This window comes from Nonlabens sp. MB-3u-79, from assembly GCF_002831625.1.
Classification (GTDB): Bacteria; Bacteroidota; Bacteroidia; order Flavobacteriales; family Flavobacteriaceae; genus Nonlabens.
Genome location: NZ_CP025116.1, coordinates 1,896,500 through 1,919,019, shown reverse-complemented (window position 1 = coordinate 1,919,019; position 22,520 = coordinate 1,896,500). Strand labels below are relative to the sequence as shown.

Genomic DNA, 22,520 nt, shown 5'->3' with positions numbered 1-22,520 from the left:
AAGTCATTTTACATGGTAGAACAAAAAGAAGAGTCTCAAACTCCCAGTCATCATTCCCATCCAAGTAATAAAACAGAACTGTTTTTTGCCCTTTTCTGTGGTGTTTTTCTGTCAATAGGTTTTTTGATAGAACAACTCGTTGTTTTGCCCACATGGGTATCTTTATCAAGTTATATCATCTCTTACTTTTTTGGAGGCTATTTTATTTCTATAGAAGCCTCAAAAAAAATCATACAAGGTGGTTTTGATATTGATTTTTTGATGATTGCTGCTGCTGCTGGAGCTGCCTATATTGATAAATGGCCAGAAGGTGCTTTATTGTTATTCCTTTTTAGTTTAGGTCACGCTTTAGAACATTATGCGATGGATAAAGCCAAAAAATCTATTGAGGCTTTAGGTGAATTATCCCCAAAAACAGCTCTTTTAAAGAAGGAAGGTTCACTAAAAGAAGTCGCCATAAAAGACTTGCGCATCAATGATATCATCGTTGTAAAACCAAATACCAAAATTGCTGCAGATGGAGTGATTATTAATGGAAGTAGCAGCGTCAATCAAGCCCCAATTACAGGAGAAAGTATGCCGGTTGATAAAACCTTTATGGAATACGGTACTAACTCTCCCTCATTTGATGAAATAGACAAAAAACATATCGTTTTTACAGGAACCATTAATGGCGACAGTAGCCTCGATGTGCTGGTACTCAAGTTGAGTAAAGATTCTACGGTTTCTAGGCTTATTAAAATGGTCAGTGACGTGGAAACTCAAAAATCGCCTACTCAAAGACTTACCAAAAAATTTGAAAAATGGTACGTCCCATTGGTTATTCTAGTAGTCGTGTTATTGTGTTTTGCATATTTAATTATTGACGAGAGTTTTAACAGCAGCCTCTACAGAGCAATTACGGTTTTAGTAGCGGCAAGCCCATGTGCACTTGCCATTTCAACACCTAGCGCGGTCTTGAGTGGTATTGCAAGAGCTGCACAAAAGGGAGTACTCATAAAAGGAGGGAAAGCGTTAGAGCGTTTAGGAGAAATTACCACTATAGCATTTGATAAAACAGGAACACTAACAGAAGGAAAACCAAAGCTTACTCATGTGATACCACTGAATGACTTTAATGAAAAAGATTTTGTGCAATTAGTGCTGGAAGTAGAGAGCTTGAGCAACCATCCACTAGCCAAAGCTATAGCAAAAGACATTAAAAGCCAGTATCATATAGAAGTTACCAATAAAGCCTCTGAAGTAAATGCCGTTCAAGGAAAGGGAATTCAAGCTACCTATCATCGAGAAAAAGTATTTATTGGAAATAGGAGCTTAATGGAAAGTGCTGCTATAGAGGTTGATCAAGTACTAATTTCTAAAATGGAACAACTGTTAAAAAACGGACATACCGTGATGATAGTTGCTTATAAAAACAAAGTCGCTGGGTTAATAAGTGTGATGGATACACCGAGAAAAACAGCGGCTAGCACTCTTAAAAGCTTAAAGGAAATCGGTATAAAACGCATGATCATGCTTACTGGAGATCATCAAAATGTGGGGGATGCTATTGCTAAACAAATTGGCCTGACCGAAGCAAGAGGTAACTTACTACCCGAAGATAAAGTAGACGCTATCAAATCCCTATTAGTTCGGGATGGTAAAATAGCCATGGTAGGAGATGGTGTCAACGATGCCCCAGCAATGGCTTTAAGTACTGTTAGTATAGCCATGGGAGCCGCCGGTAGCGATGTAGCCCTAGAAACTGCTGATGTGGCATTGATGTCTGATAAAATTGAGAACTTACCTTTTGTAATAGGACTCAGTAGGGCGTCTAAACGTGTCATCAAGCAAAATATCTGGATCAGTTTGGGCGTGGTCGTTTTGTTAGTTCCTGCGACTATTTTAGGACTTACAAATATTGGTTTAGCTGTTGTTTTTCACGAAGGCTCTACCCTAGTAGTTGTTCTCAATGCGCTAAGGTTACTTCGTTTTAAATAGGAAGTAACTTAAAAGTTTGTTTTGCAATTTCCAACTCTTCATTGGTTGGTATCACGAGTATCTTTACTTTGGAAACAGCCGTGTTGATTTCCCTAATACCATTGGAACGTTGTTCATTTTTTACGTTATCCAGATCCATTCCGAAGTACTGCATTTCTGTGCAAACTTTTTTTCTGAGCACACTAGAATTCTCCCCTATTCCCGCAGTAAAAACTACAGCGTCCAGACCGTTCATGGCAGCTGCATAAGCTCCTATATATTTTTTAATTCGGTAGGCATTCATTTCTAGAGCGAGTATACAGTCTTTATTTCCATTTTCGGCTGCTTGTTGTACATCTCTTAAATCCGCATAACCAGTGAGTCCTAACATACCACTTTCTTTATTTAAAATACGCTGGATTTCTTGTAAGTCGTATCCTAAATGGTTGATTAGATAAAAGATAATAGCATGGTCTATATCACCACTTCTGGAACCCATTATAAGACCATTAGAAGGCGCAAAACCCAAACTATGATCCACACTTTTCCCGTTTCTAACTGCTGTCATACTACAACCGTTGCCTAAGTGAATGCTTATGATTTTAGACTCTTTTAAGCCTAGGTATTCTATTGCTTTTTCAGAAACATATTTGTGACTTGTCCCGTGAAAACCATAGACTTGTATGTTATCTTCTTTGTAAAATTTATTGGGTATCGCATACTTTTTAGCCTTTTCGGGTAGGCTTTTATAAAAGGCTGTGTCAAATACTGCTATTTGTTTTGCAGAAGGAAAAAGCTCTTCTGCGATAAGAATTCCCTCCAGATTATTTGGGTTATGTAAAGGGGCAAGAGAGGAAAACTCTTTGATTTTACTCTTCACCTCAGCAGTAATTATAGTTGTATTTGAAAACAACTTCCCGCCATGTACCACACGATGACCCACAGCATTGATATCTTCTATGCGTTCTATAACGCCTTTATCTTTATGCAATAATAAATTTACAATTTTATGAAATCCGTCTTTATGAGTTGTTATAGTTCCTGTTTCAGTAATCTCACTACTAGGTGTCTTGTAGGTAAGTACTGCATCAATACTGCCTATACGTTCTAGAATTCCGTTACAAATCACCTGCTCAGAAGGCATTTGTAGCACTTGAAATTTAATAGAAGAACTTCCGGCATTGATAACCAATATATTCATGCTTGATTTTTAATTTAAACTCCTTGGGCTTGAATGGCAGTAACCACAACCGTATTAAAAATATCCTCTACGGTACAACCTCTACTTAAGTCATTCACTGGTTTATTTAAGCCTTGAATAATAGGTCCTATAGCAAGAGCTTTTGTCTCTCGTTGTACCGCTTTGTAGGTATTATTACCTGTATTGAGGTCAGGAAAGATAAACACATTAGCCTGCCCTGCTACTTCAGAGTCAGGCATTTTTGCTTTTCCTATTTTCATATCTACCGCTGCGTCATACTGTATAGGACCTTCTACTTTAAGACCTGGGCGTTTTTGCTTAATTAATTCTGTCGCTTTACGTACACGCTCTACATCTTCGCCTTTTCCTGAAACTCCAGATGAATAGGACAGCATTGCGATCTTAGGCTCTATACCAAATGCCAGACTTGTAGCTGCAGAAGAAATTGCTATTTCTGCCAGCTGCTCTGCTGTTGGGTTGGGATTGATTGCGCAGTCTCCAAATACCGAAACACGGTCTTCTAAACACATAAAAAACACAGAGGACACAATAGAGGCTTCTGGTTTTGTTTTTATAAATTGAAGTGCTGGCATAATGGTGTGCTGGGTGGTGTGTGCAGCTCCTGATACCATCCCGTCTGCCTTGCCTTGATAGACCATCATGGTCCCAAAATAAGACACATCTTCCATCAAATCCTTTGCCATCGCAAGATTTACATTTTTGTGTTTTCTCAGTACGTATAAAGCTTTCGCGAAAGCGTCAAAATCAACAGATGTTGCAGGGTTAATAATAGTCACTTGATCCAGATCTAAGTCTATATCCAGTAAGGCTATTTTATCTTCTATCTGTTTTTTATCCCCCAGTAAAGTAATGAATGCTGCATCTGCATCAATAAGTTGTTTTGTTGCTCTTAAAATACGTTCATCCAGCCCTTCTGGTAGTACAATATGTTTTTTGTTAGACTTTGCCGTTTTTAATAAATGGTACTGAAACATCCTTGGAGTAATCCCTTTTGTTTTAAAGGTGATGAGACGTTCTACCAGCGCATCTTCTTGTACATACGTATCAAAATCCTTTATAGAGGTTTCAATCTTTTGTGTGTTCTGAGCGTAGATTTGTGATTTTATAGTACCTATACGATTGGCTACCGAGAAAGTGCCACCTTGTACTGAAATGATGGGAACTACTTCTGCAAGGCCTTCGATCAGTTGAATGATCGACTCTTCTGGTAAAAGGCCACCTGTAAGTACGATGCCTGATATCGAAGGATAATTAACTGAACTATTTGCTTGCAAAGCTCCCAGTATAATATCGGCTCTATCACCGGGTGTAATCACCAGAGTATTTTCCTTTAGATGCGTGAGATAATGACGCAATTGCATGGCTCCTACACTAAAACTTCCTGCTTGATTATTGATGTGAGATGCTCCAAAAAGAACCCTGGCCTGGAGCTCATCGACAATTTCTTTGATAGACGGATTAGAAAGAATAGGGTTTAATGGTATCGCATTTACGATGACGTTAGAAGGCAACTGTTTTTTTAATTCGGCTACTATAACGGCTTGATTTTCTGGCTCTACTTTATTAGCTATCACAGATAAAACTTCCACATCCCTGTCCTTAAAAGAGTCATAAGTAATTTTAAGATCACTGACCAATCCTTCCAGAGTGCTTCCTTCTCCACTAGCCAAAATAATCGCTGGAATACCTAAGTTTTTTGCAATAACTACATTAATATCCAGTTCTATCATAGATCCTTGTCCAGAAAAACTGGTCCCTTCTAAAATGACAAAATCAAAACGCTTTTCAATAGCTTTGTATTTATCAATAATAGTACTGATGATTTCATCATCTTTATCCTCATTTATTTTACGTAATACATCACTTCGTTGAAAAGCATACGCGTCCTCAAATTTAATGTCTAGGTTAAAAAAGGAGGTGATCGTATGGATGTGATTATCTAGCTTCCCAGGTTCCACATCATCAATTATCGGTCTAAAATAGCCTACTTTAACGACCTTCTTTAAGAGTAATTGCATCAATCCTATAGATACAATGGACTTCCCACTATTAGAAGATGTGGTGGCAATATAAATAGCTTTGTTAGTTGCTTTATTCGTCATGTACTCGATCTAGATTTTAATGATATCTGCGGGGGTTTCTACTAAGATGGTAGTATCTCCTCGTAAAGCAATAGGCTGTTTCATGATCTGGGGATTATGCTGTATCATTTTAATCCAATCGTCTGTAGATAATTTGTGATGTTCAAAAATAGATGAATATGCTGGATGTTCTTGGTTAACGAGGTCTGCTACTTCTAGATGCAGTCTACTGGCAAGCTCGACTATTTGGGTTCCAGTGAGTTTTGTTTTTAGAATATCAATTTCTTGAATGGGCAATCCTTCTGCTTTAGCATATGCCAAAGTTTGTTTTGCTCTCGAAGAATTTGAGCTAAAGAACAGTGTTATTTGCCGGTTTGATTTTGCTATTTCTCCCATGATCAATTTTTATGAGTCTCTACATGATGTCGAAGTAATTGCTTTAGACTTTCTAAATACTCTTCCATTGCCTCCCGATCCACATGAGGATGACTAGAGTTGGCAAGAGTCATAGGGTTTTCATCTAAAGAACGATAGAGCTCTGGATAATTTGTTTCAATTTTAGTCGTAAGTGTTGTTATTTCTAATAGTAGATGATGAAGATTTTTCATAGCTAGGCGTATATTAATAGTTTATGGATAAAACTTATTGAGAAATGATGCTAAGTTGCCTCAGCAGTTCTTCTCCCTCAATGATATATTCTGTAATCTTAAAACTTATTTCCGATTCGTTTTACAGTCTTTTAACAATGGAACAAGCTCATCTTAAAAAAATTTATGTTCGACTCTAAATTGATGTGAATCATGTCTAAAAGGATCATCATTAGATTGGGCGAGATATTGTAATTGACAGATGGTTCTTTCCAATAATAAAGCACATTCTTGATCTACTTTAAGTAAGTTGACCTACATTTCTTGCATCCTTTCAATACGGGCATTTTTTGAAATCCACAGGGAATATGTATCGATAAGGTGGTGTAAAAATCTAATATCATCTTTATAAAACAAAAGATTTGATTTCCATTGTTCTGATAGAACGTATAGTTTTTGCCAGGCACCTTCTTGACTATAATTGTCTTTTGATATATTTCTGAAATCATTCATCATATGACATTTTAGACAGTAAATGTAGCAGCAACCTTTACCCTATCATATGACATATATCACATAAGGTAAGGGAACCATCCCTTATATGTATTCCAATAGTTCTTCTATAGTATTATCTTGGTGTACTCGATCAATATGTTTTTTTTGATAACCAACTCATGAATCTAAATGGCTTAGTGTATTTATAGCGATATTAATTTATCTACTCTACAACCCGTAGGCTGCTATTATTGTTAGAAAAAATAAGAACTCCAACAAGTCTCCTTCTATTTACCAGGGAAGATGAAGAGGCTTCACTTCATTTTGATAAAAATCCTCCAGTTTTTTAACCAATTCTTTAGGCATGGGTTGATCGACGCTTTCTAAATTACTTTTTAACTGATCAATGGAAGTATTGCCTGGGATAACGGTTGAAACAGCATCATGTGCCAGACAAAATGAAAGCGCTGACTGTGCTAAAGGATTTTCACGGTCTATGATACGTTTTACTTTTTGTATCAAATCACTTCTGTTGGTGATATCCATTTTTGACCACCGACTTCTGATACCGCTAAAGGTACTTGCTGCATTATATTTCCCTGAAAGCCATCCAGAATCTAGAGGGATTTTTGCGATAATTCCAACCTCCTTTTTTTGCGCCAAAGCAAATGCGGAAGCCGTATCTTGATGCAGTATATTAAAAAATGCCTCAATAACTTTAGCGTTAGTGGTATCCATAAATAGCTTCATGTCCTTGTAGGTATCAAGGGAAGCACCATACGCATTGATTTTACCTTCTTCCATTAAATCTTCTAACACCTCATAATGAGGGTTTTTATTTCCATCTAAATATTCAGAAGGAGGGCTGTGCATGATCACAGAATCTATATAATCTGTTTGCAATCTTTTCAAACTTCCCTCTACTGATTCACGGATATAATTGGAATTGTAATTGGTCTTTCCTGAAACGCTGTGGCCAAATTTTGTGTTGATCACTATTTTACTTCTATCAAAAGAATGTAAGGCTTTTCCAAGCCTTATCTCACTTGTCCCAAGACCATAATTGGGTGCCGTATCAAAAAAATTCACTCCTAATTCTACAGAGGAACGTACCAGATCAATGGCTTGTTTTTCAGACATACTTTTCCAACCAGAATGTTTACCTAATTGCCAGGTTCCTAAACCAATTTCAGAAACTAATGTAGACTTTTTGGTGTAGGTATTGTATTTCATTTTTGCCTAAGGTTAAGGTTTATAAGAGGTGCTTAGCGTTTTTAAATCAAGTGAAAGAAGAAACAAAGTTAATTGTTAATTTATATAGTTTTCCTCTTTAGAAAAACATGCCTATTTCAAAAGGTGCTGCGTACTCTTGTAAACAGCATTACCAACATCACCGAAACGCATATAAATAGTGTATAAGCCCCCTAAACAGCCGTTTTTAACATCCCATTCCTGTTCACTAAATAACGTATTTCCCTAAATCCAACTGATATTCCTCATTTTATTAGATCAGATAGCGTCTTAATTTCACCCAAATAGAAACACTAAAAATAAAAATATGAGAGCTCTTACATTAATGTTGGTATTCCTTTTCTGTTCAGTGGACTCTACCAGTGCACAACAACTTGAAAATATAGAGAAAATAGGTGATTTTCATGAAGGACTTATGGCTGTAAGCAAAAATAATAGTTGGGGTTTTATAGATAGCAATGGAACACTAGTCATCGACTTTAGAAAAGACATTGCGGCTACCCCTGAGCAATCTCCGATATTTAGTAACGGCCTTTGCCTGATTAAAGAAGAACGAGAAAACATCTTTTATTACGGTTATATAAATACCAAAGGTGAAACCCTTATCCCGACAGAATATATAGTTGCCACAGCCTTTGAACATGGTTTTGCAAGGGTTATTAAGCCTTACAAAACAGAGGTCATTGGCACCAACGTACTAGGTAAGAATATAGTGAGTTATAGTTATCATGAATTAATTATCACTACTACCAACAAAATGGCAATGCACATCCGTGGACCCCATAACTTATTGTATTACAAATTAAAATCACAACAAGACATACCCGTTATTCACTCTAAATTTATTTCCTCTCACCTCATATTGGTTAGAGAGGATAATGACAAGTTTAGTATTTTAAAAATAGAATAAGGATAACTAAAAGGTGATAAGGATCTCTTTATCTGTTGTTTATTTCGCTTTCGCGAAAGCGGAAATAGCCAACCTCTAAAGATGAAAATATTATTAGTAAAACGGAGTTAAAAGTCTGTCGCACTAATTCTTACAAGGACTGTTTGGGAAGTGATTCCAATCCGAATTCATGTAAAAACGGATGTTTTGATACTGTTATCAAACAAGAAGAATAAAAATATGATAGAATTCAGATCTCTTAATAACCTATCCGTTCATTTAGATCAACTTATTAAAGGTCGTTTATGGCTTCAAGTAATTATCGGACTCCTATTAGGGGCTGGAATTGGAGTTCTACTCAATCCATCGACAGGAATAGTTCCAGAAAACATTAGTTTGCTGATTGCTGATTGGTTGGACCTTCCTGGTAAAATTTTTATGAGGATGGTTCAAATGATTATGATTCCACTAATCTTTACATCCATAATTACTGGAATTGTAGGAAACACATCAAATAATCTCAAAACTTTTGGACTCCAGCTGTTGTTCTATTTCATTTTTACCACCTCCATAGCTATAGTAATTGGAGTCTTACTAACGCTGATTTTAAAACCTGGTCAATATGTTTTTGAACTAGGTGGATTTCCTAATAGTGGTCAAAATCCAATAGTACCTGACGAACAAACTGACATTATCGGGAATATTCCGAACGCGATATCCAACCTTATTCCTAGTAATCCGATGGAATCTATACTAACGGGAGAAATGCTGGGTGTGGTCATTTTTACTATCATTATAGGAGTAGCCATTACTCAACTTCGACCAGAAACAGCAAAACCCATCATTCGGTTTTCTGAAGCTATTCAAAAAATATGCATGATCGTAGTCTCTTGGGCTATGATGCTCGTTCCTTACGCTGTTTTTGGCTTAATGTCAGCTTTACTGTCCAGAACCAGTATTGAAATATTCCTAGGCTTGGGGTATTACATGATGGTGGTTATTATAGGCCTGCTCGTATTATTGCTATTCTATTTGATACTAGTATCGGCAGTCACTAAGAAAAATCCGCTATTGTTTTTAAAAGCAATCAAAGAGCCACAACTACTCGCGTTTTCTACAGCAAGCTCTGCAGCAGTAATGCCCATCTCTATGAAAACAGCTGATGAAGAATTAGGAGTGTCCTCTCATATCAGCGACTTTGTCATCCCTGTAGGTGCTACCATCAATATGGATGGAACCGCATTGTTCCAATGTGTAACCACTATATTTATGGCACAAGCTTATGGTATTGAATTGTCTGTAATGAGCCTTCTACTCATCACCTTTACTGTGGTAGCAGCTTCTATAGGAACACCTGCAATTCCTGGAGGAGGCGTGATTATTCTTGCATCGGTGCTTCAGAGCGCCGGTATTCCTATTGATGGCCTAATTGTCATCATAGGCATTGATCGTATTTTGGGTATGTTTAGAACTGCAGTTAATGTCACTGGTGATTTGACTGCATGCCTGATATTTGACAAGTTTTATGGGACAAAATTAAATGTCAAATAAGTAATATGATCAAATGTATTATGCCCGTTGAAAATAATTTCTGACAAAAGCAAGCTTCTGATTATCGGTCATTTTATCGGCCGCTATAGTTACTATTTTTATATTCTTAAAACCTGAGTCGGCATTCACATAATTGTACAGTTCTGTTTTTGCATTGGTAGGACCAAATAGAAGCACATGGTCATATTTTAAAATAGCAGCTGCAATTTCCTTGTAGTAAGCTTCACGCATTTGCTTTCTTTTGTTATGCATCAGATTTTCACTTCTACTCAAGGCCTCTTCTTGTGTATCAAAAGTAAAACCTGATACTATCGAGTGATTGTTTTTTGTAGACTCTAAATCTATCAAATGTGCCGTAGCATGATCCATCCAAATGCCTAGTGTTTTTTGTGCTTTCATTTTTTATATATTTTATATTTCTACAACCTAGCAACTCCCCTCGTGTCTATTATGAATTTATCCAATTTAATTAGTATGTGATTTGATTTTCTAAAGGGATGTTTCCAGAGGTGAACAATTAGGTCACATTAAAATGGTGAAAATCAATCTCATGAGCTAAGTGTTTGTTTCGGTCTATATTTTTATCCCTTAATAAATGAGCTGATACTGCGCAGTAAAAGCCGTGTGACTAGATGCCTTTTTTTTGTCACCTCATATGTAAAGCTAGCTATTACGTAAAAGAGCACCTATGACTTAAATCATGGAAATTAAGATTATTGATAGATGTAGAAAATATGTGAAAAAACAGGTACTCCATTATTATTATTTTAAAAAAAAAGCTCCATCTGCGTAGCCGTGCTTAGTAATTATTTAATGGACTAACCAAAAGACCCCCTTCCTGTATGCAGGTCGCCACTTTCAGCGTAGTAATAAGCTTACTTTAAATCAGTCCATAGCTGGATTAAGAGGTCTAGTTGTTTAGCTAATCAGGAAATAAGATTCTCTTTTACGGTATCTAAAACCCTGAATTAGTTGGTAGTGGAGGGTTTATTTATATATAAACAGGGAGATACTTCTTATTTGAATAGTTCCTATATTAAATAAAAACAATAGGAATTATTATCTTAATTTATTACCGTAAAACAAGCTAAATTCGTTTTAAATATTCGTTTAGAACTTTCAAATTATGGCAACAACATTTCGACAAAAAATAGCCGCTAAAGCAACGAGCTTTTTCAATTATTTGAAAAAGCATCCATTTGTGTGCTTAGCCTATTTGATGCTTTCAGGATTTGCTTTTGTTGCGATTTTATTTGCAGGTACTTATATAGGGATATTCGGTCATGTACCCAATGAGACGGAATTGGCCAAGCTTGAAAATCCTGTAACATCTACAGTTTATGGTAGTGATAAAAAGCCTATCGCTTATTTCTATCTTCAAAATCGCAGCAATATTGACTCCTTAGAATTAAACCCTTATCTAATAAAGGCTTTAGTAGCCACAGAAGATGTGCGATTTTACGAGCATTCAGGTATCGACTATAAAAGTTATGCCCGAGTTTTTGTAAAGTCTATTTTAATGCAACAAGGAAAAGGCGGCGGTAGCACTGTTACCCAACAAATCGCAAAAAATATTTTTGGACGCAAAGAAATGTGGCTATTGAGCACGCCCATTAATAAAATGCGGGAACTTATTATAGCAAAACGTTTAGAGAACATTTATACCAAAGAAGAACTGCTGTTACTGTATTTTAATACCGTATCCTTTGGTGAAAACCTATACGGAATCGAGAAATCTGCTCAACGGTTTTTTAGTAAGACTCCAGCAAAATTAAGCCTTGCAGAATGTGCAACACTGGTAGGAGTGCTTAAAGCACCGACCTATTACAATCCAAGAAAAAACCCTATCAACTCGACAAACCGAAGAAACGTTGTTCTGGCACAAATGGTAAAAAATAACGCTATTACTCAAGAGGAGGCTGATGCTGCAAAAACAGAGTTGACTCTTAAATACCGTCCCGCGGAAAAAAACTCCTCCCTTTCTGGATATTATAAAGATTACGTAAGAGCAGAATTTAATTCTTGGGCAGCAAACAACCCCAGAACTGACGGAGCAGTCTATGACCTGGAACTAGACGGTTTACAAGTTTACACAACGCTGCAGCCTCATATTCAAAAATATGCAGAGCAGTCTATGGAACGACAAATGGCCAAATTGCAAAAACTGATGGATAAGAACTGGACCAACACCACCACCCAAGGTGGGAAACAAGCTTTTATTGCAAACCTTATGTCCATTCAACCCATTGTAAAAAAAATGCTTGCAGAAGGGAAAACAGAAAACGAAATAAACCAATACCTCCAAAAACCTGAAGCCAAAAAATACTGGGAAATAGGAAAAGGATTTGAACTGCGACAACAGTCCGTGCAAGATAGTATGATAAGTTCCCTAGTACGTCTACATACGGGGATTCTTGCCATGAACAGCCGTAGCGGTGCCATTATGGGCTATTTAGGCGGTATTGATTATGGATTCTCGCAAATAGATAACATTAAAGGTAAAAACCAGGTAGGCTCTACATTCAAACCTATCACCTATCTCACGGCCTTGGAGCAAGGTGTTGATCCCTGCACTTTTTACGACAACTTCCTTCGTAAATATAGTAAATACGAAGACTGGCAACCCAAAAACAGCAACGGCAGCTATGGCGGCAGCTATAGTTTACACGGTGCGCTGGCTAATAGTGTGAATACCGTATCGGCAGCATTGCAATTACAGGTAGGTGTTCCAAATACGATCAAAAAAGCAATAAAAATGGGCATTACCTCTGATATTCCAGAGGTTCCTTCCATAGTTTTGGGAACAGCACCTATCAGCTTGATGGAAATGGTAACGGCATACGCAAGTATTTCTAATGGTGGAAGTCTTGTAAAACCCTACATGATTCAAAAAATAACCGATCAAAAAGGAACTGTTTTATACCAAGCAAAGCCTAAATATGAAGCTAAGGTGGCGAGTAGACAAAGCGTCAAAAAACTTCAACAAATGATGGAAGAAGTCTTAACAAATGGAACTGGTGCTGGTTTTAGCAATTATGGAATCCCTTATAACATCATAGGAAAAACAGGTACTACGCAGAATAATGGTGATGGTTGGTTTATTGCTTGCTCCCCAGAAATCGTGATAGGCTCATGGGTAGGTGCTCGAGATAAGCGAGTGCATTTTGAAAGCACTTATATGGGTAGTGGTGCTGGTACAGCAATGCCTATGGTAGCAAATATGTTTAAAAGTTTAAGCCGTTGGAAAAACCCCTTGTTGACTAATTTTGAATACGATCAACCCTACTTCTCCTGTCCTGATTACAGCGATATCAAAGCCTTAGAGGCTACTGACTATTATAAAAATGACAGTACCTACATGGAAAGCTTAAGGATTAGAGATTCCTTGTTAGCCTATCCACCAATGAAGATAGACAGTGTTTTAGTAGACAGCCTTTCTGTTCAACGACTTCTGGTTCCAGCAATTAATGAGTAGTAATTATCCTTCCAAAAAACGGCACTGGTAGTTAGCATTTAGACTTTCTACATTAATAAATACGAGTAATTCTTACCCTAAGTACCTAACGAGGGTGATATTTTTATGTGTTTACCCTTGTTAAATTAATGCAGGTAATTATTACCCTTATTAAAAATGAAAGATTTCAATAAAACTAATCCTTATAATGGTTTACCATTATTGCCTCCTAAAACTATATTAGAAACAACTAAGGTTTTACGTAAGACTATTGATGCCAGTAGAGCATTAGCACAACTTAACGGTATGCTAACTAATTTAACTAATCCTACTTTATTCTTAGACACTATTCATCTACTAGAAGCAAAAGCGAGTTCTGAAATAGAAAACATTATTACCACTAATGACGATTTATATAAATCTTTGGTAGCCGACAAAAAGTTTGATAATCCAGCTACGAAAGAAGTTATCAGTTATAAAGAGGCGCTTTATAATGGATTGCGAGATATTGAAAAGCGTCCTTTTATAAGTACAAACTTGTGTATCGAAATTGTACAAAATATTAAAAAAAGTAAAGTTGGGATTAGAACAACTCCTAGAATTACTCTAAAAAATGAGCAAGGGCAAACCATTTACACGCCACCAACTGAAGAGTCCATTATTAGAGAGAAAATAGCAAATTTGGAAACTTTTATAAATGGTAAAAGTGAGTTTGCTGCTTTCCAAACCGCCCTTGCAGCCTTACCTATTTTAGGAAGAGCTGGGCTGAAAAATATGGGTCGTAATAATCAACATTGTTGAGCGGTTCCTTTAAGGGAAGGTTTTACGGTACTGTCCAAAATTTGAGATTTTTGATTCTATATAAATTAGGTAAAACAAACAATAATTTATGGCTACATTTGGAAAGATTTAAAACTTAATATATCTGAATATTGATGACACAAACGCTTTTTAATCCTTTTAAGGATTTGAATTTTGACGAACATTTTTGCTTCCTTTCAGGAGCTTTGACAAATGAAAACATGACCGTTTTTCCAGGATGGCTGATGGATCATTTTAAATTAGGTAATGAAAGAATTGAGATGATGGATAAAGCCAAATCTTATAATTATAGAGATCTTAAATTACCCTGTTCTTCCAAAGTGAAAACAGCTTTTGAGGAGCTGGATGTAAAAGTTGAGGCTGCGTATAAAAAAGGTTTTGAAGGCATGGCGTCACTCGATCAAGAGTTGCTTTTTCTGTGGACAGGCAGAATGGTCTATGGTATGCTATACTACGAAATGCTTTATGAAAGAGACAGACTGTTAAGGCAAGGTGAAGATTTTGGGCTTTCCGTCACTCTCAGGGAACGCTTTGGTAACTTCCATTTAATGCTACAATCCTTAATAGAACCGATTTCCTTCGTTGGAAAAAAACCATGGAGTATCGCCGTATTTCCACTTAAATATTCTGCCGATATTTTTAGCTATCGCGACGATGCTGTTAATTTAATGTTCTCATTTGGAGTCAATGGCTTTGGTTTTATCGCATGTTTACAAGATAACGGGGTAATTGGGGAGAAGCAAAAAGAGATCCTCGATAAAATGGAAGGTCATGTTTTACATCCCGTCCAGTTTGAAGAGTTGTACGCGAGGTTTCATTATTCTGATTATATATTACAGTACAAACCTAAATACAAAATTGAAAACCAAGACAATGGGATTACCATAGAAGTTGAAACGGCTGGTAAGCAACCTCATTTCGGATTTTGGGATGAGGATATATATGCCCAATTGCTATCCAATTATTGGCAGGTTTACGGTATTGAAAGAGAAGATATTCTTAAATTTCAAAAGCCGCCACTTAGCTTTCTTGAAAATCCGTATACCAAAGATTTTATTAATCCAGAATCCATTGTCTTACCATTTTAACGGCTTAATAGCAAAAAATAGTTAGTCCATGTCTTGTACGCTTTTTTGTTGCAATTACAATCAACCGCTGTTATGGAGTTCTGGAGACATTGGGGTTAAAAGAAAACTTCAATATATGGCCTTTCCAGACGGTTTAGGGTACGACTTCAAAAACAAAAGAGTTCAAACTTTTAGAGTGAACTCTATTATTGCTAAAATTGCCTCCTATCAGATAAGTTAGCAGAAAATAAAAACGGGAACTTTCAAAATAATATTGAAAATTCCCGTTTAGTGACCTCGGCAGGATGAATTTTATTGATCCTGAATGAAGTCCATTTTGCACATACCACTACCAGCCTTTGTAAGTTTAGTGTCTTAAAACAAAAAACCTTGATCAAGCGAGCTTGTCAAGGTTTTTATATTTTAATTCACAACGCCGTTGTGGGTGATGGTGACCTCGGCAGGATTCAAACCTGCAACCTCCACAGCCGTAATGTGGTGCACTATTCAGTTATGCTACGAGGCCTAATAAACAAAAGGCTTGTTGCTTTTGCGGCTGCAAATATACGGGAATTTAGAATATTGCCAACTTTATTCGACAATAAACTTATAATTATTTCTCTCTGGAAATTATATTTAAAATATGCTTCTTCAAATAGTCAACTAAGACTTGCCTTTTCTATATTTAACCCATGAACAATCCTTTCTTAGCACAACATATCATAGACATTCCTGATTTTCCAAAACCAGGTATTATTTTCAAAGATATCTCACCATTATTAGCCTCTCAGGAGGCTAGAGATCAAATGACTCAAGCATTAATCGAGCCTTTTCAAGATCAAAAAATTGATGTAGTTGTTGGAATAGAATCACGAGGCTTTCTATTTGGAATGCTCATGGCAAAAGCGCTGAATGCAAAATTTGTTATGATACGCAAACCTGGTAAACTACCAGGAAAGATCATGAGTCAAGAATATCAACTAGAGTACGGGTCTGACACTATTGAAATGCAGGAAGCTGCTATTAAAAGTACCGATAGCGTTCTTATTCATGATGACGTGCTAGCCACCGGAGGTACTGCAGCAGCGGCATATTCATTAATCAATCAAACTGGAGCTTCTATATTAGGCTATAGCTTTATAATCGAGCTTGATTTTTTAAAAGGAAGAGCACTTTTATCAGGACATGACCTACACGCCATACTCCATTATTAGTCTCGGCGTCGGTTCAAATATCTACAGAAGGCCGAAAAGTGAATCTTTGATGAACTTCTAATTTTTGTTAAAATAGGAATTTCTAGGAAACTTGACTACCGACTAAAGCCTGCTTTTATTAAGGTTTATTTTTTTCTATTAAGTCAACAGCCCAATTTACTGCTTCCTCAATAGTAGAAGCTACCAGAAACTCTTTTGCATAGAACTTACTTTCAAATAGAGCAGTGCGTTTTTCTTTATCGGTAACTATAGACATGCCTATAAGGTTGGGGATTTTTGAGGCTTCCAAATATATAACCGGACTCACATTATAATCAAAAATACGGTTGGATATGTAAACAAAGTTCTTACCTGCAAAGTGATTTTGTGCAATGGCGTTGAGTTCGTCATTATTTTCTGGTGCGAGGATGATTCCTGACTTCATTTGCGCAATCATGTATTTAGGGAATACAAAAAGCTCTGCATAGGATAAGTCGTAATAGGTGATAGGTAACATAGGGGTTCTTATAATTCGTTGTAAAATTAAAAGCTTATTTGGATATAAAGAATAGTAATCATTTAAATAAAGAAGTTTTATTTACAGGTTTTTCTTTTCAATGATGCGATCCATGCAGTTGATCCCATCTATTGCTGCGCTAATAATACCTCCAGCATATCCTGCTCCTTCGGCACAAGGATATAAACCTTTGATTTCTATATGCTCCATTGTAAAGGGGTCTCTAGGTATACTTACTGGTGAGCTTGTGCGACTTTCTGGAGCATGCAGCACAGCGTCGTTGGTATAGTAGCCTTTCATCTTTTTACCGAAGGCAATAAAAGCAGCACTTAAACGAGTGGCCAGCATTTCTGGAAGTACTTTGTTCAAATCAACACTAGTTAAACCCGGGTAATACGAGGTTTTAGGGAAGTCTGTAGACAGTTTTCCTTCCACAAAGTCCTGCATACGTTGCGCTGGAACCTTTTGAGTTTTCCCAGCAGCAACCCAACAATCATATTCCACTTTTTTCTGAAAATTAAGGGATACAAATGGATCTTCAGGATCGTAGTTAGGTAAATCTTCTGGAGATACGCTTACCACAATACCGCTGTTAGCATATGGATTATTACGTTTGCTCGGGCTCCAGCCATTCGTAACCACCTCATCGGTAGCTGTAGCACATGGTGCAATAATACCACCAGGGCACATACAAAAAGAGTAAACTCCCATTCCGTCTACTTGCTCTACAAGGCTGTAACTAGCCGGCGGCAAATAAGGATTTTGATCATCCCCATGGTATTGAATCTGATCAATCAATTCTTGTTGGTGTTCTACCCGTACTCCTATAGCAAATGATTTTGCCTGTACTTTTATACCTCTTTTGTGAAGCAAATAAAAAATATCCCTAGCTGAATGACCAGTTGCTAGTATGAGGTTGTCGTAGGCAATCCATTCCTTGTCATTAATCTGAATCGCATTAATTTGTTGATTCTCGTGACGTATGTCAGTCATTTTAGCTTCAAAATGTACTTTTCCACCAGCTTTTTCAATCGCTTCTCGCATAGAAGTAATGATTTGCGGTAACTTATTAGTCCCTATATGAGGATGTGCATCTACCAGTATATCAGGTATAGCGCCAAAATCAACAAACCACTCCAAGGCTTTTAACACATTCCCTCTTTTCTTAGATCTGGTATATAATTTACCATCACTGTAGGTTCCAGCCCCTCCTTCTCCAAAACAATAGTTGGATTCTGGGTTGACGATATGATCTTTATTAATCGCAGCAAGATCCCGTCTTCTAGAGCGTACATCTCTACCACGTTCATAGACGATAGGTTTTAAGCCGCCCTCAATAGCTCTTAATGCTGCATATAAACCTGCGGGACCAGCTCCTATGATGGCAACTTCTTTTGACTGAGAAACATCTTGAATTTGAAACACTTCTCTTTGAGGAATATCTTCTCCTTTAAGCCATATTTCTATTTGTAAATTGAATGTTACTTTTTTCTGTCTTGCATCTATTGAGCGCTTTCTGATATTCCACTTCTGGACATCATCCATGCGCAAATCTATTTTTTCAAAAACCTTCTTCAGGATATGATCTTCATCTTCTAGATGATGCGGTAAAATAGAAATTTGTACAAGTTGGCTCATGGGGCAAAGGTAATTGGAAAAAATTCCAAAATGAAAAATCAAAAATCAAAAATGAACGTTCAAAGTTCCAAGTGATATGTCAATTGGAGCGAGAGTCGAGAACGTTTTGAGTTTTACATCTATTACCTACAAAACTACTAGTTGAAACGCTCTAAAAAGAAGTCTTTAGAACGAAAAATAATAAATTATCTAAAACAAATTCCTTTCCACCTTTCCGACGCTCGACTCAGCCGAGATCGACCTTTTCTATCTCCTCAAATCGCGACATCAACAAATCAACAAAGGGTCATATGAATCAACTGTACTTTTTCAAGTTTTCTATTTGCTTTTCTATAGCGGCTTTAAATTCTGCTTTCATTCTAGCTATAAGGGCTTCGGTTGGCATACTCTCTTTTATAGTGGCACTACCTTGTCCCGCGCTCCAGATGGTTTTCCAGGCTTTGGCTTCGGTATCCATTTCTTTACCAAAGTCAATTTTCACTTTGGCTTTCATTTGCTCTTCTGTAATTCCTGCGGCTTGCAAACTATCGCCTAAAAAATTAGCACTCACACCAGAGATGGCAGCAGTGTATACGATATCACTACAACCAGCCTTTATGATCATGTCTCGGTATTCGTCTGTTGCCTTAGATTCTTCTGTATTGATAAAACGTGTTCCCATATAAGCGAGATCTGCACCCATTTGTAAAGCACTAGCAACGTCCTGACCAGAACTCATGGCTCCGGCAAGCAAAATGGTACCGTCAAAGAACTCTTTAACTTCTCTTATAAAAGGCATCGGATTGAGAATGCCCGCATGTCCTCCTGCTCCTGCACAAACTAAGATCAATCCGTCTACTCCTGCTTCTTGTGCTTTTTGAGCATGGCGTTTTTTTATCACATCGTGAAAAACAACACCTCCATAACTATGTACCGCATCTACCACATCACTTACTGCTCCTAAAGAAGTAATGATCAACGGCACTTGATGCTTCATGCACAACATCAAATCTGCTTGAAGTCGTGGATTACTGCCATGAACAATCAAGTTCACACCAAAAGGCGCTGCTTTCTTCCCCGTTTCTTCTTCCCATTGTGTGAGTTCTGTTTTGATCTGCACCAACCATTCTTCAAAACCTTCACTAGATCGTTGATTCAACGCTGGAAATGTACCTACTATTCCGTTTTTACAACAAGAAATGACAAGTTCTGGCCCAGATATTAAAAACATAGGCGCTGCCACTACAGGTAAGGAAAGTTGGTCGGTAAGTTGTGCTGTTGTCATGGAAATAGTTTTTATCAAAGTTACTAAAGTGATTTATGATGTTTGCACCCTAGTTTAAAAAGATATTAAATTAAATGTAAAGGTTCGCTTTGGGAAGCATTTGGCCTTTATTTTTGCAGGATATTTTTATTTACATCATTAATTTTCAAGACCTAAAACCTAACTATTGAAGAATATTGTACTCATAGGAGTTTTTACCTTTCTCGCTTTCGCGAAAGCGTACTCACAAAAAGCCACGCTCTCCGGGACCGTTATCGAAGATGGAACTGGTGAAACTTTGCTCAACGTTACGGTAAGCATCATCGAATTACAAACCGGAACCATTACCAATGCCTACGGTTATTATTCGATCACCTTGCCTACAGGAGCTTATACCGTGCAATATTCCAGCATAGGATATGCCACTGTAGAAAAAAAGATCTCTCTCAACGATAACATAAAAATAGACCTGTCCCTAAAAGAACAAGGTGAGGAACTAGACGCCATTGTCATCACTGCAGATGTGGAGAAAATGAGCACTAAATCACCTCAAATGAGTGTAAACGCACTTTCTATAGAAACGATTAGGAAAGTTCCTGTAGTACTGGGAGAAACTGATCTCATCAAAGCACTTACATTACTTCCTGGAGTTAGTAATGCCGGTGAAGGATCTGCTGGTTTTAATGTAAGAGGTGGCGCTGCAGACCAGAACTTGGTACTACTAGATGAAGCTACTCTTTATGGAAGTGACCACTTATTTGGCTTTTTCTCGGTCTTCAACCCAGATGCCATAAAAGATTTAAAACTGTACAAAGGTGGAATCCCAGCACGATATGGCGGTCGCGTTTCTAGTGTACTGGACATTTATCAACGTGATGGAAACAAACAAAAGTTTAGCGGTACAGGAGGAATAGGCGTTGTAGCAAGCAGGTTGCTATTTGAAGGTCCTATTATTAAAGAAAAGGCCTCCTTTTTAATAGGAGGACGTAGTAGTTATGCGCATTTATTCTTGCCATTATTTGACGTAGATAATGTTGCTTATTTCTACGACCTCAACGCTAAAGCCAGTTTTAATCTAGATGATAATAACCGTCTTTATATGTCCAGTTACTTTGGTAGGGATGTCTTTAATGTGAATAATCTTTTTGGTAACACTTTCGGTAACAGTTTTGTGAATGTCAGATGGAACCATATTTATAATGAAAAATGGTTTTCCAACGCTTCTGTAATTTATAGCGATTACAACTACGGACTGGAGTTACAATTTGTCGAGTTTACCTTTGATAGTGGTATTACTAATATGAATGTAAAATACGACCTTACTAATTTTGTAAATGATAAGGTAAAAATGAAATACGGTATCAACTCCATTTATTACGAGTTTGATCCAGGAAGAATAAAGCCTACTACTTCTACAAGTGGTATCAACGACCGGCAGCTGATTAAAAAATACGCTTGGGAAAATGGCGTCTATGCAGATGGAGAGTTTAAAATAAGTAACCAAATCAATATCAATGCAGGTTTAAGAATAAGTAGTTTCAATAGGTTAGGACAAGAAAGTCTTCATATCTATGAAAATAACCAACCTCTCTTATACAATGAAGATTTAGAAATTTATGAAAGTGCAGCCCCTACAGCTTCTTTTTCTAGCAGTCGCAGTGAAACCCTAAAGTCCTTTGTCAACTTAGAGCCTAGGTTTTCCATCGCTTACTCCTTAGATGACAATACAAGTATCAAAGCCAGCTACCAGCGTATCAATCAATATATACACTTGATTTCTAATACCAATGCTCCTACTCCATTTGATCTTTATGTTCCTAGCGGAACCTTTATAGAACCACAAAAGGGAACTCAAGTCGCTGCTGGTTTCTTTAAGAATATAGGAAACTACTCCATAGAAACCGAAACCTTTTATAAAACCGTTCAAAACAGACTGGATTATATAGATGGTGCCGATTTAATTGCCAATGATGCCGTAGAGCAAATTTTATTAGAAGGAGAAGCTCGAGCTTATGGTCTGGAGGTTTTACTTAGAAAAAATGAAGGGAAACTTCAAGGATGGATCGCCTACACACTTTCCAGAAGTGAACAACGCACGCCTGGAAGAACTGCTTTAGAACCTGGAATTAATAATGGAGAATGGTACAGCGCTGCTTGGGATAAAACACACGACCTTACCCTAACGGCAAATTATGAACTCAATAGGAAATGGGATCTAGGAGCTAATTTTACCTTACAAACCGGACAACCTATTACCTATCCGAATGGGCAGTATGAATTTGACGGTTTGTTTATCCCTACGTTTGAAGCTAGAAATAGCAGCCGCTTGCCTATTGTGCATCGATTGGATTTCTCTGCTACTTACACTCCTAAACCCAATAAGAAAAACGGCTGGCAATCGAGTTGGGTTTTTAGCTTATACAATGCTTACAACAGAAGAAATGCGGTGAGTATCTCCTTTGCAGAGAATGAAGATACCAATAGAAATGAAGCGACAAGGCTTGCTATTTTTGGAGTTATTCCTGCAATTACTTATAATTTTAAATTTTAA

Annotated in this window: 18 protein-coding genes and 1 tRNA gene; 9 read left to right on the top strand and 10 right to left on the bottom strand. The window is 37.2% G+C overall.

The features are described from left to right. The first annotated feature begins 12 nt into the window (after positions 1-12). Positions 13-1,980, top strand: coding sequence for a heavy metal translocating P-type ATPase (locus tag CW736_RS08460; RefSeq protein WP_101013540.1), 1,968 nt, complete (start codon positions 13-15; stop codon positions 1,978-1,980). On the opposite strand, the gene CW736_RS08455 is transcribed toward CW736_RS08460, so the two are convergent. The 5 genes from CW736_RS08455 to CW736_RS08430 form a co-directional block, all read right to left on the bottom strand. Beyond that, on the bottom strand, positions 1,973-3,160 hold the full coding sequence (locus CW736_RS08455) for an acetate/propionate family kinase (protein ID WP_101013539.1): 1,188 nt from the start codon (positions 3,158-3,160) through the stop codon (positions 1,973-1,975). The two genes, CW736_RS08460 and CW736_RS08455, sit on opposite strands and share 8 nt — an antisense overlap. A 14-nt stretch (positions 3,161-3,174) precedes the next feature. After that, on the bottom strand, positions 3,175-5,283 hold the full coding sequence (pta, locus tag CW736_RS08450) for a phosphate acetyltransferase (protein WP_101013538.1): 2,109 nt from the start codon (positions 5,281-5,283) through the stop codon (positions 3,175-3,177). A gap of 9 nt (positions 5,284-5,292) precedes the next feature. Continuing rightward, complete coding sequence (locus CW736_RS08445) at positions 5,293-5,583, bottom strand: arsenate reductase family protein (protein ID WP_232735325.1); 291 nt, start codon at positions 5,581-5,583, stop codon at positions 5,293-5,295. Positions 5,584-5,660: 77 nt separating this feature from the next. Next, positions 5,661-5,870 (bottom strand): hypothetical protein, encoded by a 210-nt coding sequence (locus CW736_RS08440; protein ID WP_101013536.1) that lies wholly within the window; start codon positions 5,868-5,870, stop codon positions 5,661-5,663. Between the two features lie 765 nt (positions 5,871-6,635). Next, positions 6,636-7,577, bottom strand: a complete 942-nt coding sequence (locus CW736_RS08430) for an aldo/keto reductase (RefSeq protein WP_101013534.1) — start codon at positions 7,575-7,577, stop codon at positions 6,636-6,638. 325 nt (positions 7,578-7,902) lie between these two features. Between CW736_RS08430 and CW736_RS08425 the strand changes: the two genes are divergently transcribed. Then, on the top strand, positions 7,903-8,505 hold the full coding sequence (locus CW736_RS08425; protein WP_101013533.1) for a WG repeat-containing protein: 603 nt from the start codon (positions 7,903-7,905) through the stop codon (positions 8,503-8,505). Positions 8,506-8,724: 219 nt separating this feature from the next. Further along, a complete protein-coding gene (locus CW736_RS08420; protein WP_101013532.1) occupies positions 8,725-10,035 on the top strand; it encodes a dicarboxylate/amino acid:cation symporter in 1,311 nt (436 codons plus the stop codon). Positions 10,036-10,053: 18 nt separating this feature from the next. Here CW736_RS08420 and CW736_RS08415 read toward each other — a convergent pair whose 3' ends face one another. Further along, positions 10,054-10,434: a hypothetical protein gene (locus CW736_RS08415; RefSeq protein ID WP_101013531.1), complete on the bottom strand. Its 381-nt coding sequence runs from the start codon at positions 10,432-10,434 to the stop codon at positions 10,054-10,056. Positions 10,435-11,161: 727 nt separating this feature from the next. Here CW736_RS08415 and CW736_RS08410 point away from each other — a divergent pair. The 4 genes from CW736_RS08410 (at position 11,162) to CW736_RS08395 (ending at position 15,619) form a co-directional block, all read left to right on the top strand. Continuing rightward, positions 11,162-13,510, top strand: a complete 2,349-nt coding sequence (locus tag CW736_RS08410) for a transglycosylase domain-containing protein (RefSeq protein ID WP_101013530.1) — start codon at positions 11,162-11,164, stop codon at positions 13,508-13,510. Positions 13,511-13,666: 156 nt separating this feature from the next. Continuing rightward, the gene (locus CW736_RS08405; RefSeq protein ID WP_232735324.1) at positions 13,667-14,290 is read left to right on the top strand and encodes a Fic/DOC family N-terminal domain-containing protein; all 624 of its coding nucleotides are present in this window, start codon (positions 13,667-13,669) and stop codon (positions 14,288-14,290) included. A 167-nt stretch (positions 14,291-14,457) separates the two neighbouring features. Further along, on the top strand, positions 14,458-15,399 hold the full coding sequence (locus CW736_RS08400) for a hypothetical protein (protein ID WP_232735323.1): 942 nt from the start codon (positions 14,458-14,460) through the stop codon (positions 15,397-15,399). Between the two features lie 28 nt (positions 15,400-15,427). Further along, positions 15,428-15,619, top strand: coding sequence for a hypothetical protein (locus tag CW736_RS08395; protein WP_198519310.1), 192 nt, complete (start codon positions 15,428-15,430; stop codon positions 15,617-15,619). 208 nt (positions 15,620-15,827) lie between these two features. Here the strand turns inward: CW736_RS08395 and CW736_RS08390 are convergent. Further along, positions 15,828-15,904 (bottom strand) — tRNA-Arg (locus tag CW736_RS08390). Between the two features lie 166 nt (positions 15,905-16,070). Between CW736_RS08390 and CW736_RS08385 the strand changes: the two genes are divergently transcribed. After that, complete coding sequence (locus CW736_RS08385; protein WP_101013528.1) at positions 16,071-16,592, top strand: adenine phosphoribosyltransferase; 522 nt, start codon at positions 16,071-16,073, stop codon at positions 16,590-16,592. Positions 16,593-16,710: 118 nt separating this feature from the next. Here the strand turns inward: CW736_RS08385 and CW736_RS08380 are convergent, their stop codons facing one another. From CW736_RS08380 to CW736_RS08370, 3 genes are all read right to left on the bottom strand, one after another. Beyond that, entirely contained in the window at positions 16,711-17,088 is a 378-nt protein-coding gene (locus CW736_RS08380; protein WP_101013527.1) for a hypothetical protein, read from the bottom strand. Positions 17,089-17,169: 81 nt separating this feature from the next. Beyond that, the gene (locus CW736_RS08375) at positions 17,170-18,726 is read right to left on the bottom strand and encodes an NAD(P)/FAD-dependent oxidoreductase (RefSeq protein WP_101013526.1); all 1,557 of its coding nucleotides are present in this window, start codon (positions 18,724-18,726) and stop codon (positions 17,170-17,172) included. A gap of 295 nt (positions 18,727-19,021) precedes the next feature. Next, a complete protein-coding gene (locus tag CW736_RS08370) occupies positions 19,022-19,990 on the bottom strand; it encodes an NAD(P)H-dependent flavin oxidoreductase (RefSeq protein ID WP_101013525.1) in 969 nt (322 codons plus the stop codon). Between the two features lie 166 nt (positions 19,991-20,156). Here CW736_RS08370 and CW736_RS08365 point away from each other — a divergent pair, with 166 nt between their 5' ends. Continuing rightward, positions 20,157-22,520: a TonB-dependent receptor gene (locus CW736_RS08365; RefSeq protein ID WP_101013524.1), complete on the top strand. Its 2,364-nt coding sequence runs from the start codon at positions 20,157-20,159 to the stop codon at positions 22,518-22,520.

Excerpts from the sequence above, each read along its gene's own strand:
- CW736_RS08370 (WP_101013525.1), bottom strand. The coding sequence starts at position 19,990 with ATGACAACAGCACAACTTACCGACCAACTTTCCTTACCTGTAGTGGCA.
- CW736_RS08395 (WP_198519310.1), top strand. The coding sequence starts at position 15,428 with ATGTCTTGTACGCTTTTTTGTTGCAATTACAATCAACCGCTGTTATGG.
- CW736_RS08375 (WP_101013526.1), bottom strand. The coding sequence starts at position 18,726 with ATGAGCCAACTTGTACAAATTTCTATTTTACCGCATCATCTAGAAGAT.
- CW736_RS08410 (WP_101013530.1), top strand. The coding sequence starts at position 11,162 with ATGGCAACAACATTTCGACAAAAAATAGCCGCTAAAGCAACGAGCTTT.
- CW736_RS08455 (WP_101013539.1), bottom strand. The coding sequence starts at position 3,160 with ATGAATATATTGGTTATCAATGCCGGAAGTTCTTCTATTAAATTTCAA.
- CW736_RS08420 (WP_101013532.1), top strand. The coding sequence starts at position 8,725 with ATGATAGAATTCAGATCTCTTAATAACCTATCCGTTCATTTAGATCAA.
- CW736_RS08460 (WP_101013540.1), top strand. The coding sequence starts at position 13 with ATGGTAGAACAAAAAGAAGAGTCTCAAACTCCCAGTCATCATTCCCAT.
- CW736_RS08425 (WP_101013533.1), top strand. The coding sequence starts at position 7,903 with ATGAGAGCTCTTACATTAATGTTGGTATTCCTTTTCTGTTCAGTGGAC.
- CW736_RS08405 (WP_232735324.1), top strand. The coding sequence starts at position 13,667 with ATGAAAGATTTCAATAAAACTAATCCTTATAATGGTTTACCATTATTG.
- CW736_RS08380 (WP_101013527.1), bottom strand. The coding sequence starts at position 17,088 with ATGTTACCTATCACCTATTACGACTTATCCTATGCAGAGCTTTTTGTA.
- CW736_RS08430 (WP_101013534.1), bottom strand. The coding sequence starts at position 7,577 with ATGAAATACAATACCTACACCAAAAAGTCTACATTAGTTTCTGAAATT.
- CW736_RS08440 (WP_101013536.1), bottom strand. The coding sequence starts at position 5,870 with ATGAAAAATCTTCATCATCTACTATTAGAAATAACAACACTTACGACT.
- pta (WP_101013538.1), bottom strand. The coding sequence starts at position 5,283 with ATGACGAATAAAGCAACTAACAAAGCTATTTATATTGCCACCACATCT.
- CW736_RS08415 (WP_101013531.1), bottom strand. The coding sequence starts at position 10,434 with ATGAAAGCACAAAAAACACTAGGCATTTGGATGGATCATGCTACGGCA.
- CW736_RS08385 (WP_101013528.1), top strand. The coding sequence starts at position 16,071 with ATGAACAATCCTTTCTTAGCACAACATATCATAGACATTCCTGATTTT.